Genomic DNA, 14,050 nt, shown 5'->3' on the forward strand with positions numbered 1-14,050 from the left:
ATATAGAGTTAGCCTGAGGGGAAAAAGCAAACTCCGCGATGAAGTCCTGCCGGACACGAAGTTTACGAGGGAGCGACAGGAAAATTTATATGCAATACCCTTGCTCATTGGCTCGATAAGCCGGTTCACGAATTCGCGCGCAACTTCATTCTATGACTTATTGGAAAATTCAGGCATGCGCGCTTTTAACGAATCTTTCGTCCAGCAACTCGATCCAGTGACTGACTGGTAATGAGGTACCACCTCGGACGTGCATGAGGCAACCTATGTTGGCGGTAGCAATGCAAGCGGGACTACCCGATTCCAGTGCCGTTACCTTATTTTTCAATAACTGTTGCGATAGCTCCGGTTGCAGAATGGAGTAGGTCCCGGCCGATCCGCAGCAAAGATGGGCGTCCGGCACAACCGTCAGTTCGAAACCTGCGGCAATCAGAATCCTCTCGACTACGCCGCGAATCTGCATGCCGTGTTGCAACGTACAAGGAGAATGAAAAGCAAGTTTTGATTTCTTTGGGTTAACCGGCAAGCTATTGATAGAACTAGCCAATACTTGGGTCTCGGCTTCGAGTATTTCGCTGATATCTTTACACAATTCTGAAATATGTGCCGCTTTTTCCGCATAGGCCGGATCATGACGCAACAAATGGCCATATTCCTTCACCGTTACGCCGCAACCGCTGGCAGTCATGACGATCGCTTCCACTCCTCCCCTTTCTTGCCTGGCATTAATTTCCATTGCGTTTCCCACGTACGGCCACCAGGCATCTACATTGCGGCGCATGTAATCCAATCCCTCTTGCTGGGCATTGAGATGGTACGAAACCGCCCCACAGCAACCCGCGTTTTCCGCTTTGATCAGGGATATGCCCAGCTTGTCCAGTACTCGTGCGGTAGCCGCGTTGATATTGGGGGCCAGCGCCGGCTGCACACAGCCTTCGAGTACCAGCATCCTGCGTGCATGACGAGCAGGGGGCCATGCTCCCGCAAGCTGCATTTCTTTCGCTTTCGGCGGTATCGAATCCTTCAGGCTGCCTGGAAGCAATGGACGAATGCCTCGTCCCAGCCTCAATAACGATGAAAACAACTTGGAATTAGGTAAGGTCTGGCGCAGTGCGTATCGCATGGCACCAGCCGCCGCACCACGTCCCACTTTTTTTTCAACGATGCCACGACCGATATCCACCAGCCGCCCATAACGCACGCCGGATGGGCAAGCTGTCTCGCAGGCACGGCAAGTAAGGCAACGGTCAAGATGCAACTGGGTTTTTTGCGTAACCGGCTCGCCTTCCAGCATCTGTTTCATCAGGTAAATACGGCCGCGCGGGCTATCCAGCTCATCGCCCAGCAACTGATAGGTCGGACAGGTGGCGAGGCAGAAACCACAATGCACACAGGTCCGCAGGATGGCGTCAGCTTCTTGCCCCTCGGGAGAATCTTTAATGAAATCGGCTAGGTTGGTTTGCATTTATTTAGTATTGAGGATACATCCGGCCAGGATTTAGTATCCCCATCGGATCGAACTTCTCCTTTATACGCCGGTGAATAGCCAACATCGCCGGTTCAAGCGGATGAAATACGTCAGCACATGATTCGTGGCTGCGGAACAGCGTAGCGTGGCCGCCCGCAGCCTTAGCGATTCCGCGTGCAACACCGGCATCGACTCCCGTTTCATCTGCCCACCAACGTAGCGCGCCTCCCCATTCCATCAATTGCTTACCCGGCAAAGGCAGCGGCGGGGCTGTCGATTTTATGGATAAGCGCCAGAGCGATTTCCCCGATTGAAAAAATGAATGCGACTGTTCGCGTACCGATTCCCAAAAAACCTCTCCGTCATCGATTTCATCGCCACCCAGCTTCGCATGCGCTGCACGCACCGCAGGCTCGGCGCCAGAGAGCCTTATAAACAGCTCGCCGTCGCAAAAACAGGTGGCGGAAACGGGTAGAGGCTTACCGGCCCACAGATTCATCCTTTCAATGGCCTCGGCTTCCACCATCGGTATACGCAGCGTGGTCTCCATTGCCGGCAGCGGCAGCACTTTGAGTGAGATTTCCAGCAACAGACCCAATGTTCCCATCGAACCTGTCATCAAACGCGAAACATCATAGCCCGCGACATTTTTCATTACCTGCCCACCAAAACGCAGGTCATCTCCTCTGCCGTCAAGCATGCGCACACCCAGCACAAAGTCGCGTACCGCCCCGGCGGATGCCCGGCGTGGGCCAGACAGGCCGGTGGCGATACAACCACCCAATGTGGCGGCAGGCTCAAAATGCGGTGGCTCGAACGCCATCATTTGACCATGCTTGCGCAACTCGGTTTCGAGATCGGCCAAACGAGTGCCGGCGCGGGCAGTCAGCACCAGTTCGGTCCGCTCATAATCCACGATTCCGGCGTAAGCGCTAGTGTCAAGAACGCCGTCATTCCGCCCCGGGATGTGATTACCGTAGAAATCCTTGCTGCCTCCGCCGCGTATGCATAACGGCGCTTTATCTTCGGCAGCGGCACGGATAATGCCGGCAAATTGGTCTACGATATCTTGCATAGACAAAGAATGCGGATCAGTCTGTCGTTCAAAACCTTGGCAACTCCGGAAATTTTTCTTCGCCCCGATGTACATGCATCGCGCCATGTTCGGCGCAGCGGCGTAGAGTCGGAACGGCTTTTCCGGGATTCAACAATCCCTCCGGATCGAATGCCGCCTTTACCGCGTGAAACATCTCAAGTTCCCCGGTCTTGAATTGGGAGCACATCTGATTGATTTTTTCGATGCCAACTCCATGCTCACCGGTAATGGTTCCGCCGGCCTGAATACACATTTGAAGTATTTTCGCACCAAACTCCTCAGTCATTTCCAGTTCGCCAGACTTGTTGGCATCGTAAAGAATCAACGGGTGCAGATTGCCATCTCCCGCGTGGAAGACATTCATGCAACGCAGCCCGTATTCAGCGGAGAGTGCTTCAATTCCACTCAATACCTGCGCGAGTTTGTTGCGTGGGATAGTCCCGTCCATGCAGTAATAATCAGGTGAAACGCGACCCGCGGCTGGAAAAGCCGCCTTACGCCCGGCCCAGAACTTGAGCCGCTCCGCTTCATCACGAGAGGTTCTGATTTCGGTTGCGCCGCTCTCGTTCATGATCTCGTCAATGCGACGGATCTCCTCCACAACTTCCTCCACCGTACCGTCGGACTCGCACAGCAGGATCGCGGCCGCATCAAGATTGTAGCCGGCATGGACATACTCCTCTACTGCGCGCGTGGTAATTTTATCCATCATTTCCATGCCGGCTGGAATGATGCCCGCGCCAATCACGTTCGCCACCGCATCCGCCGCTTGACGGATGTCGTCAAAGGCCACCATGACAACTTGCGCTTTTTCCGGTCTGGGCAGGAGTTTTACGGTGACTTCGGTAACGACACCCAGCATGCCTTCACTGCCGGTCATCAGCGCCAACAAGTTGTAGCCTGGTGAATCCAGGCTCTCACCGCCGATTTCCAGAATCTCGCCTGCAATGGTTACCACCCGCAATTTAAGGATATTGTGTACCGTGAGCCCATACTTCAGACAGTGCACACCTCCCGAATTTTCTGCCACATTGCCCCCGATGGAGCAGGCGATCTGCGAAGAAGGGTCGGGAGCATAATACAAGCCGTAGGGTGCGGCCGCTTCGCTAATGGCAAGATTGCGCACGCCCGGTTGCACCCGGGCAACGCGCGCCACCGGATTAACTTCAAGTATGCGTTTCAGCTTGGCGAGCGAGAGCAGCACGCCCTCTGCGTGGGGCAGCGCACCACCGGATAATCCGGTGCCTGCGCCGCGTGCCACGACCGGGGTTTTCGCGGCATGACAGACCTTGAGGACTTCGATCACTTCGCCTTCCGTTTGCGGCAGCACGACGATCATGGGCGCTTGCCGGTACGCCGACAAACCATCGCATTCATAAGGCCTCAAGTCTTCGGTCTCATGGAGCACCGCTTCCGACGGAAGGAAAGTACGCAGCCTGGCGGCTAATTGAAGGGAATCCATAGCTCAACAGTTTAATATGTTTACTGAACCTGGTTCATGGGGCTCGTATTAGATCTCATGATTCGCCAATTTTTCCAGCACCTGTACCACGGCCGAACTGTCCCACTTTGCGCCGCCATGCGCAATACATGCGTTGAATAACTCTTGCGTGGCGGCGGTATTGAGTAGACTCACACCCAGTGTACGCGCACCCGTTAGCGCGAGATTCAAATCCTTTTGATGCAGTTCAATGCGAAATCCCGGATCGAATGTACGCTTGATCATGCGTTCGCCGTGAATCTCCAGGACACGTGACGCGGCGAATCCGCCCATGAGGGCTTGACGCACCCTGGCAGGGTCGACGCCCGCCTTGGATGCAAACAGCAACGCCTCACCCACGGCCTCGATAGTGAGCGCAACGATGATCTGATTGGCAATCTTGCAAGTCTGACCGGCGCCATTATCACCAATTAAAGTGACGCTTTTACCCATTAACTCAAGAACAGGTTTTACTTTTCCAAATACGGCTTCCGTGGCCCCCGCCATAATGGTCAGGGTGGCATTCTTCGCGCCTACATCACCCCCCGACACGGGAGCATCCACATAATCGCAACCGAACTGGTTGATCCTGGCGGCGAATACCTTGGTCTCAATGGGAGAGATGGAGCTCATGTCCACCACCGTCTTGCCTGGCGTCAATCCCTGCGCCACGCCATTTTCACCGAATAGTACGCTTTCCACATCCGGGGTATCGGGTAGCATGGTGATAATGATGCCGGCGTTTTGTGCCACTTCTTCGGGCGAGAAACAAGCCTTGCCCCCTTGCTCGAGCAATTCTTGCGGCACGCCGCTACGCGAATACAGAAACAATGCGTGCCCGCCATTGATAAGGTGTCCGGCCATAGGCTTGCCCATGATGCCAAGACCGATAAAACCAATATTCATCATATTTGTACTCATCAATACGCTAAATGCTTTGCCGGCTAGCGCATTCCGGTTCGTTATCCTGATTTCCGGATTTTCTCATGCATCTGGGTTACGCTAGTAAACTTTACCGGTGTCCAGCTGACTAATACAGCTACCATACCTCAAAAGTATGCCGCATAAACCTTTGGAAACATCAAAATCAGGTTGAAAATAATTTATCATTCGCTATTCGCAAGGAATCTGGAATGACCGAATCTCAGTACGATATGTATAACTTCATCTATGACGAAACGATTGTCAGTCCGGACAGCACCTTCACCCGGAGCATAATAGGTACTCACTTTGAAATGGTGAAAGGTTGAGCCGGCAACCGGTAGTCATCATCGGCAGCGGGCTTGCGGGATATACCGTGGCTCGGGAATTTCGCAAACTGGACGCCGAAACATCCATCCAGATTATTTCCGCGGATCATGGCGGATTCTACTCAAAGCCTATGCTGTCAAACGCCTTGGCTACCGGTAAAACGCCGCTATCCATACTCAATGCCAACGCGGAAAAAATGGCCGAGCAATTGAAGATGACGATTCGTTCGCATAGTCGCGTAACGGCCATTGACCCTTCCGGTAAAAGCGTGACCTTGCGAGACGGAGAAAAGCTTCCTTACAGTCAACTCATTCTGGCCCTGGGTGCTGATCCGGTCCGTCTGCCGCTGGAGGGAGACGGTGTTGACGCAATTTTGTCAGTCAATGATCTCGACGACTACCACCAGCTGTGCACTGCGCTACAGGGCAAAAAGGATGTGACCATTCTGGGTGCGGGACTGATCGGCTGTGAATTTGCCAATGATCTGGCTGTGGCCGGTTATCGGGTACGTGTAATAGATATCAGCGCACGTCCTCTGGGGCGGCTTCTACCACAGGCTGGTGGCGCCTTTCTGCAACACAGGCTGGAGGCGATTGGCATAGTTTTCCATATGGGTGCTGCAACACAGCGCGTGGAACGAATTCACGAAAGCTTGCGCTTGACTCTCGACAATGGGGAAATCATACAAACGGATGTCTTGCTCTCCGCCATAGGATTACGCCCGCGCACTGCCCTGGCGGAAGCCGCCGGCATCAAGGTAAATCGCGGCGTTGCGGTGAGCCGTTCGCTACAAACCCGGTATTCGGATATCTATGCGCTCGGTGACTGCGCCGAGGTGGAGGGCAGGGTACTGCCCTTCGTTATGCCGATCATGCATGCCGCCCGTGGCCTTGCGGCAACGCTTGCCCGGACTCCAACTCTGGTACGATACCCCGCCATGCCCGTGGTGGTTAAAACCCCGGCCTGCGCAACCGTAGTCTCACCTCCCGACCCCAATGCGCAAGGCGAATGGCTGATAGAGGAAAGCGAAAGCGGCGTGAAAGCATTATTTCAGAGTGCGGAAGGCAAACTGCTGGGCTATGCGCTGCTGGGTACGGTAACCAAGGAAAAGAATTTGCTCGCCACGCAGTTACCGGCGGTGATGGAATAATACTTACCGGCTTATCCAGAAACGGCAGGCCACGAAACCTACTCCAAGGGCAGATGTTTCATCACGGGTGCGGTGCCGCTACGATATGTGATCCCAATCATGTGAGCGGCACTGAGTCCAGCCTCTTCCGCTGTCAATAAGACTTCAACCTAAATCCGGCAGTTGACCGCTCATTTAATAGATCAGTGTTGTGATTAATAACAATATTTCGTATTATTTTACGCTCACCTTTTGGATGAGTCCGCTACAGGGCAGATTGCACGGTTTTTACGGCGCATGGCAGCGTTGCAACTCCTTGGAATGGAACGACCATTCCAAGGAGTTGCGCCTTTCTCTGCACCCCAAAAACCGCACACTCCGCCCCGTCCAATTGCCGGATTTAGGTTCAATAGGATCTCAACAGGATGCGCCATGATCCAAGATCCACGCTTTGCGGATAAGGCTTAGCCTCCTAAATCAGTAGCCCTTCGTGCGCATGCAAGAAGCATAAGCAGCCTGGTATTGCGCATCGTGAGACTTAGTCTCGTTGAGACCATAGAGACTTCCCCCCGCCGCGCCGGTTACACCGCCAATAGCGGCTCCTTTCCCCGCACCTTTTCCTCCGCCCGCAATGGCACCGCCGGCTGCACCCACAGCCGCTCCAATAGCAGCACCCAGTGCGGCGTTCTTGAGTACTTCTTCGGTTTTGCTATTGACTTCTTCACTCGCATACCGGTTGCATGCCTCCACGACAGATTGTGAAGGGTACGCGGAATTTGCCGCCTGCGGAGGATATGCTCCCTGCGGAGGATATGCTCCCTGCGGAGGATATGCTACCTGCGGGGGATTTGGCGCATGGGGAGCCCGTTGCCGCTCGACGGGGGGCGCGGCCTTGCCCGCCTCGGCTACAGGAGCCTCACTGACTTGTGCCGTTTGGGGATCAGGTGCCTCAGTCTTGGAATCTCGCCCTACAAAGAGCATTGTAGCGGCTGCGGTTGCACCCACCAATAGTATTCCAATCGTTGCGAGCTTCCAGGGGTTAAGGGGTTCATTCGACATCTACATTCTCCTTCTGAGAAAAACTTTCCTTCTCTGGTATTTGGCCATTACTCCAGAGCTGGCTGGAATCACGACCCGACTACTTTTAGTCTGCTTTTTTACCCTTACCATGGCCACCAGCCTTGCCACCATGTTCCTTGTCATGGCCGCGAGCCTTGCCACCATGCTCCTTGTCGTGGCCGCGAGCCTTGCCGCCGTGATCCTTGTCGTTGCCGCGAGCCTTGCCGCCGTGATCCTTGTCGTTGCCGCCAACTCCCCCTTGATCCTTACCATGACCATGCCCATCACCATCTTGATTTCTCAGATCCGCGCGGTCTTTACCTTTGGTTGCTCCGGTAGACCATTGGGCATTCGAGTTTTCGCTTCCTTGCTGGCTCCGGTGATCAAAAGCCGTTCCACCCCGTTTCCCCTCCCCGCCTCCGCCCGCACCATTTCCTTGCTGCGCCAGCACCGGGCTGCCATAACCGAAGACAACGCCGGCCAACAATACCGCTAAACCGACTTTACGCATTTCCGATCTCCTTTTACAGTTATTAAACGTCTATTTGTCTAGAAAAATGTATCCGTTTATGGCTCGGCGTAAGGGCAGCAGAAACTCTGTCTGAAGTTTTCCATCTTACCGGCTTTAATAGCAATCACTATTGTACTGAAGTACACCCTACATCCTGAGAGGCTAGTATCCCTTCAAAATTTTACCGGGTGGAGGTGGCGGTGGTATACCCGGAGGAGGAGGCGGAGGAGGCGGCAATGCCCCTCCCTGCATACCTCTCGCAGGTGGATAAGATGGATAAGAAGCACTCATAGTCCCGTTGTAACCACTCATGGGGGAATTGTTGACCTGACCGGATACCGGAACACGATGACCTTTGCCGTACATGCATTGGGTATAGCCTGTATCGTAACGTTGCTGGCTGCCATAGCCAGATGCATTGGCAGTGTTTGTTCCCGCCAAACTTCCCGCCAAAAGACCGGCGCCGGCACCAATCGCAGCGCCGCGCCCTCCGCCCAAAGCCACGCCCGCTGCCGCACCCAGCCCGGCGCCAACAGCGGCGCTTCCGACCCCGCTGGTGATCGAGGCCCGGTTCGGCGTCATGCCTCCCACTTGTTCGTAGGCGAATTGTCTACAGTAATAATCGTCGTAACGAAACTCATCGAAGCTTCTGCCAGACCCCGGCAAAGCCATCATGCTCGGGCCGGTGGGTATACTCGCGCACGCAGCCAGCGAAGCTATCGCCAGCAGAGCGGATAACTTGATTATTTTTGACATCATGGCGTGGCTTGCCTATTGAGCTGGCTGGGGAGCGACCTGCAGCCAGCCATCTGGACAGTTTTTGATGTAGGGATAGTATCCTTCCGGTTTACGGCAGTAGTGCCAATAATTGGACGCCTGAGCCTGAGCCTGAAGTTGAGGCTGAGGCTGAACCTGTATGATCTGGGGTTGCTGGATATAAACCGGTGGCGCCGCCGGCACTGCAACGGCGGGCGCATACCCATAATTTGGTGCATACCCGTAATTAGGCGCATATCCATAAGATGGGGCTCTGCCTGCATAAGAGCCCAAGCCGTAACCCAATAATCCCATCCCGAGCGCTAATCCATATCCCCCATATCCTCCCCCATAGTGGCGATGGTGACCATGGTGATGACCGTGGTGATGACCGTGGTGATGATGGCCATGACCGTGGCCTCCGCGCGCCCAAACCGAACTGGCAGGGAAGGTTCCGAGCAGTATGAGCGCAAGGCACATTAATCTGATTTTTCTCATGCAAGTCTCCATTCTTATGGTTACGTTTAACTGCAGAGAAACCAATTCAGCAAATAACTTTCTGTGCAGCTGTGCTGATATAACGCGTCAATAGCAGGATTGGTTGTCACCTGGTTACATAGATTTAAAAAAATAATTTCGCCACGCAACCTTTACTGAGCTTTTTCCTTAAATCTGGCTGAAATTGAACAGGCTTACTTTCGTCAAGGGTAGAAAAAGAAAAAACGGAGGAAATTTGATTGCCGGCCCACATGACCGGTTTTACGGGCCAAGACTTTGAGCTTTACCCGAAAGACTTGAAGCCGGTGACCTTATAGCGGAATTTCAGTCGCTCGGCGATTTACAGAATGTCAGAAACGCTATCGCTACTAAATTTGCCGGAAAGAATAAAGTCGGGGTAAATCAAAAAAATATATGAGTAATCCCGTCCCTTACGACAACCAATCCGCTGCTTGATACGTTATATCAGCATGATTGTGGAGATTGATATCCGGCTGATCCAGCTCATCGGTCAACGGGGTGTGGATAGATAGATTTCATATAAATCGCGGCTGCGGAATAGAGATTCACATGAGAAAAATCAGATTAATGTGCCTTGCGCTCATACTGTTCGGAGCCCTGCCTGCAACCTCCGTATGGGCTGGCGGGTGGGGTCACCATCATCATGGAGGAGGGTTTGGATGGGGACTGGGGTTGGGGCTATGGGGCGGCTATGGCTTGGGTTACTATGGCAGAGTACCCTACTACTCCCCTTATTACGGATACCCGCCTGCTTATGGCTATGCACCTTACGGGTATGCACCCGGCTATGGCGCTTCACCATACGGATATGGGTATCCGCCGGTTGTTACGGTACCTTCAGCTCCGCCAATTTATATGCCGCAGCAGCCACAGATTATGCAAACCCAGCCTGTCGAGCCGCAGGCTCAGGCCACCCACTATTGGCACTACTGCCGCAAGCCGGAAGGTTACTATCCCTACATCAGAAATTGCCCCGATGGCTGGCTGCGAGTTGCTCCCCAGCCTGCTCAATAAGCAATGCCGTAACCCGCCGCTGCAAGGAAAATCAATTTTTATTCGCTCGCAAGCAAAAAAAGCTACTTGATTTTCGGATAGAGCGCTTATAGGCGGAAACGGCGGCAATCCTGTCAGTCTGTATGAATTTTAGGCAGGGTGAAAGGGGTGAATTTATAACCCTCGGCAGGCGATGGGCAACCTCGGTATCCCCCACGAGCACGCCGTCGCGACCCTGAGGGACCGAGGTACGCTGAGCTGGCCGGCGGCAGCGAAAATCTCACCGGGCGCAATCAGAAGCGTTTGCGTTTTACCTTCGGATGTTGTGATTCCTGGCAGGCGCGGCGATAAGCCAGCAAGGTCTGCTGGGCACGGCCCAGTATGCTGTCATGCCGATAATTGCCTGTCTCATCCGCTATGCCGGTCGGGAAACCGGTGAGCAACTGTACGCCTTCACTCACATGCTCAGCAGTATAGATATGGAATAAATTTCTGGCGACCGCCTCCACGATCTTGTGCTCCAGCATCAAGTGCCGGCGGTTGCGGTTTGGAATCAGCACACCGTGACTGCCATCCAGTCCGGCTGTTTCGCAGACGCGAAAATAACCCTCTATTTTTTCGTTGATCCCGCCCACCGGCAACACTTCACCGTGCTGATTGACTGCACCCAATCTACTGGTGACGTATACTTACGCGCGCTCATGGCAATCTTGTTGCCAAGCTACCAAGACTATCGCTGGAATTGGAAATGGTGCAAAAGTTTCAATAGATCGCTCAATAAAGAGCCGGACTGTTAATCCCGATCGGCTCCGCAAAATGTAACCGTTACATTTGCCCCAAAATCCACGCATTCATAGAAAAACGTTCACGAAAATTACATAATAAATGAATACTCTGAAATGTGGATCGTATAAAAACTCACTAAATTAACCACTGGAAGTATGACGATGAACAAAGCGGAAGAATTGGTAGATGCCCGCATAACGCCCGCTGGCCGTTTGGATGTCTTATCAAAATACGAAGTCAATAAATTACTTGATAAAAGTCAGGGTGGTTTATACAACGTGTTTCGCAATTGCTGTTTGGCTGTGCTGAATTGCGGCAACCACATGGATGATGGCAAGGAACTGCTCGAGCGGTATGAATCATTTGAAATACGTGTTGTACAACAACAGCGCGGCATAAAACTCGCGGTAAATAAAGCGCCTGCAAGCGCGTTTGTCGATGGCAAGATTATTCGTGGCATTAATGAACATCTGTTTGCGGTGTTGCGCGATGTGGTTTATATCAGTGACGAAATCACCGATAACCCGCACTACGATATCAATACGTCGGATGGCGTGACCAACGCCGTATTTCACATATTGCGCAATGCAAATATTTTACGGCCCATGACAAATCCGCGCTTGGTGGTATGTTGGGGCGGACATTCGATCAGCCGACAAGAATACGATTATTCAAAAGAAGTCGGTTATCAATTGGGGCTACGTGGCTTGGACATCTGCACGGGGTGTGGTCCCGGTGCGATGAAAGGCCCCATGAAAGGCGCTACCATCGGCCATGCGAAGCAACGCATTGCGATGGGACAATATCTCGGTATTACCGAGCCAGGCATTATTGCGGCGGAATCGCCCAATCCTATCGTGAATGACCTGGTCATCATGCCAGATATAGAAAAGCGCCTGGAAGCGTTTGTGCGTACGGGTCATGCGATTGTAGTGTTTCCTGGTGGCGTGGGAACAGCGGAAGAAATTTTGTTCATCCTGGGTTTATTATTGCATCCTGATAACAATGATCTGCCCTATCCGGTGATTCTTACCGGACCAAAAGATTCCGCCGATTATTTCAAAGGTATCGACGCGTTCATTGGCGCGACACTGGGTAGCAGTGCCCAACAGCGTTATCAAATTATTATTGATGATCCGGTATTAGTTGCGCGCGAAGCAGTAGCTGGCATTGAAAAAGTGAAGCAGTTCCGAAAGGATCTGAGTGACGCGTATTACTTTAACTGGGTGCTCAAGATTGAACATGAGTTTCAACGTCCGTTTACGCCGACTCACGATAATATGCGCAACCTTGAATTGCATAAAAACCAAGAAGTGCATTTGTTGGCGGCGCATTTGCGCCGGGCATTTTCAGGTATTGTCTCGGGTAACGTGAAAGATGAGGGCATTCGCTCAATTGAGGAACATGGGCTCTTTGAAATACGCGGGGAAAAAAGTATTACGGACGCCCTAGATGGTTTGCTCGCGTCATTTGTTGCGCAACAACGCATGAAGCTGCCCACTAAAGAATATAAACCGTGTTATCGAATAATTAAGTAGAGGAATCTGATCGAGTTTGAATATAGCATCGAAGTCGAGATTGCCACGTCGCTGCGTTCCCCGCAATGACAACAAATATCAAAATCCGTAAAGGCCACCTTGCCATCCGGCGAGACAACCACTTTCTTTCTGATATGAACTGCGGTAGCCGGTATGCCGGACGTGGCTTCAATTTCTGTCGCCACCAAAGACCTACCGAAATCCGGCCTTCAGCGCGCTGGGCGTCGCTGAAGGCTAGGGATAGTTTTACTGCTGGTAAGCTGGCATTCGATTAGGGGCGGTACGGCTGACTAATTTAGGATAACAAAGACTTACATTGCTGTAAGCCTTTGTTTTATTGGTGGGTCGTGAGCGGCTCGAACGCTCGACCTACGGATTAAGAGTCCGCTGCTCTACCAACTGAGCTAACGACCCGGAATATGGACCCGGAATTCAATACCCCTACTAATCAACACCTTAGATTATAGTACCAATATTAATTATAACGAATAATATGTGGCAGTGGAAGCGGGTCACTGTGATTGTATTGTGATTCTATTTGTCATATCCCTTTAGGGGTACCAAGGGGGATGGGGCCTTTTGCTATATAGTGCACTGCAACGAAATAAAATCTAGAAGAAATTATCAATATCAGCAAGTTTTGCTTTGATATGCATCTGCCCCAATGACGTGTGTAGGATAATCGTTCAAGATCAATATTTTCATGGTGAGCCACTCACGAAAATTTCGATAAAAATTTTGACACACATCGAAAAATATTGCACTATGGTCCGAATGTACTAGTCATGGTAAATTGGGCCGGATGAGAGTACTAGATGTAGTGGTTTGGTAAGGGATTAAAGATGGGTGGATTTATGAAACATATGTGATTCTTAATCCCAAAAATGCGAATACCCCGCTACGGCAAATAGCAGGGCATTCTTTTACTAACAGCGTTGACTAAGCGCAAAACTTATAAGGAAAATCCATGCGATCAGAAATCGCGCTGGAACGTCCCCTCATTAATTTGAGGTTGGTACTGTTCGCGGCACTTATCCTATGACGTTGAGCCGCTAACAAAGATTAACTAAGTTACACCTAAATGAACTTTAATCAACCTTGAGCGGATTCTAACGTAGGCGTTTTAGGATGACAAGCATTAATCGCCTACAGAATGTCGTTGAAGGTCTTTATGAGACATCAAAAATGGCAACTAAAAGTAATAGTGGTAATAGCGGGAAAATAGGACGTGATGCTGGTACTGGACAGTTTATTCCTGTAAGGGAAGCTCAACGTCGTCCAAAGACAACGGTAGTGGAAACACGTACACCGCCTAGCCCGTCGAAGAAGAAGTAACTAATAATAGGTAAGAAACTGGCCCTGCTTCGGTGGGGCCTTTTTACTTTAGACCATATATGTGTATGGCGATCCAATTTTAAGAGGACCAGAATGGTTTCTATCCCTGCTATTCAGTTATGTTTTCAC

13 protein-coding genes and 1 tRNA gene are annotated in these 14,050 nt (G+C 51.9%); 4 read left to right on the forward strand and 10 right to left on the reverse strand.

What is annotated here, in order from left to right:
• Window positions 1-169: 169 nt before the first annotated feature.
• From glcF to BLR00_RS01860, 4 genes are read right to left on the reverse strand one after another with little or no spacing between them, the layout of a single operon-like run.
• Window positions 170-1,465 (reverse strand): glycolate oxidase subunit GlcF, encoded by a 1,296-nt coding sequence (gene glcF, locus BLR00_RS01845; protein WP_074630545.1) that lies wholly within the window; start codon window positions 1,463-1,465, stop codon window positions 170-172.
• Window positions 1,466-1,469: 4 nt separating this feature from the next.
• Window positions 1,470-2,543, reverse strand: a complete 1,074-nt coding sequence (gene glcE, locus BLR00_RS01850; RefSeq protein WP_074630546.1) for a glycolate oxidase subunit GlcE — start codon at window positions 2,541-2,543, stop codon at window positions 1,470-1,472.
• A gap of 28 nt (window positions 2,544-2,571) precedes the next feature.
• Window positions 2,572-4,026 carry an FAD-linked oxidase C-terminal domain-containing protein gene (locus BLR00_RS01855; RefSeq protein ID WP_074630547.1) on the reverse strand — a complete coding sequence of 485 codons (1,455 nt, stop codon included), beginning with the start codon at window positions 4,024-4,026 and terminating at the stop codon, window positions 2,572-2,574.
• Window positions 4,027-4,074: 48 nt separating this feature from the next.
• On the reverse strand, window positions 4,075-4,953 hold the full coding sequence (locus BLR00_RS01860; protein ID WP_074630548.1) for a 2-hydroxy-3-oxopropionate reductase: 879 nt from the start codon (window positions 4,951-4,953) through the stop codon (window positions 4,075-4,077).
• Window positions 4,954-5,290: 337 nt separating this feature from the next.
• Here BLR00_RS01860 and BLR00_RS01865 point away from each other — a divergent pair, with 337 nt between their 5' ends.
• Window positions 5,291-6,445: an NAD(P)/FAD-dependent oxidoreductase gene (locus BLR00_RS01865; RefSeq protein WP_074630549.1), complete on the forward strand. Its 1,155-nt coding sequence runs from the start codon at window positions 5,291-5,293 to the stop codon at window positions 6,443-6,445.
• A 456-nt stretch (window positions 6,446-6,901) separates the two neighbouring features.
• On the opposite strand, the gene BLR00_RS01870 is transcribed toward BLR00_RS01865, so the two are convergent.
• From BLR00_RS01870 to BLR00_RS01885, 4 genes are all read right to left on the reverse strand, one after another.
• Window positions 6,902-7,483 carry a hypothetical protein gene (locus BLR00_RS01870; RefSeq protein ID WP_074630550.1) on the reverse strand — a complete coding sequence of 194 codons (582 nt, stop codon included), beginning with the start codon at window positions 7,481-7,483 and terminating at the stop codon, window positions 6,902-6,904.
• Window positions 7,484-7,568: 85 nt separating this feature from the next.
• Complete coding sequence (locus tag BLR00_RS01875) at window positions 7,569-7,994, reverse strand: hypothetical protein (protein WP_074630551.1); 426 nt, start codon at window positions 7,992-7,994, stop codon at window positions 7,569-7,571.
• Window positions 7,995-8,156: 162 nt separating this feature from the next.
• The gene (locus tag BLR00_RS01880; protein WP_081346615.1) at window positions 8,157-8,753 is read right to left on the reverse strand and encodes a hypothetical protein; all 597 of its coding nucleotides are present in this window, start codon (window positions 8,751-8,753) and stop codon (window positions 8,157-8,159) included.
• A 12-nt stretch (window positions 8,754-8,765) separates the two neighbouring features.
• Window positions 8,766-9,248: a hypothetical protein gene (locus BLR00_RS01885; protein ID WP_074630552.1), complete on the reverse strand. Its 483-nt coding sequence runs from the start codon at window positions 9,246-9,248 to the stop codon at window positions 8,766-8,768.
• Window positions 9,249-9,818: 570 nt separating this feature from the next.
• Between BLR00_RS01885 and BLR00_RS01890 the strand changes: the two genes are divergently transcribed.
• Window positions 9,819-10,283 (forward strand): hypothetical protein, encoded by a 465-nt coding sequence (locus tag BLR00_RS01890; protein WP_074630553.1) that lies wholly within the window; start codon window positions 9,819-9,821, stop codon window positions 10,281-10,283.
• Window positions 10,284-10,555: 272 nt separating this feature from the next.
• Here the strand turns inward: BLR00_RS01890 and BLR00_RS01895 are convergent, their stop codons facing one another.
• Entirely contained in the window at window positions 10,556-10,933 is a 378-nt protein-coding gene (locus BLR00_RS01895) for a hypothetical protein (protein WP_308811301.1), read from the reverse strand.
• A 276-nt stretch (window positions 10,934-11,209) separates the two neighbouring features.
• Here BLR00_RS01895 and ppnN point away from each other — a divergent pair, with 276 nt between their 5' ends.
• Complete coding sequence (gene ppnN, locus BLR00_RS01900; protein ID WP_074630554.1) at window positions 11,210-12,586, forward strand: nucleotide 5'-monophosphate nucleosidase PpnN; 1,377 nt, start codon at window positions 11,210-11,212, stop codon at window positions 12,584-12,586.
• 338 nt (window positions 12,587-12,924) lie between these two features.
• On the opposite strand, the gene BLR00_RS01905 is transcribed toward ppnN, so the two are convergent.
• Window positions 12,925-13,000, reverse strand: a tRNA-Lys gene (locus tag BLR00_RS01905).
• 714 nt (window positions 13,001-13,714) lie between these two features.
• Between BLR00_RS01905 and BLR00_RS01910 the strand changes: the two genes are divergently transcribed.
• On the forward strand, window positions 13,715-13,921 hold the full coding sequence (locus tag BLR00_RS01910) for a hypothetical protein (RefSeq protein WP_074630555.1): 207 nt from the start codon (window positions 13,715-13,717) through the stop codon (window positions 13,919-13,921).
• Window positions 13,922-14,050: the final 129 nt, after the last annotated feature.

The sequence above is a fragment of the Nitrosospira multiformis genome (genome assembly GCF_900103165.1).
GTDB lineage: Bacteria > Pseudomonadota > Gammaproteobacteria > Burkholderiales > Nitrosomonadaceae > Nitrosospira > Nitrosospira multiformis_D.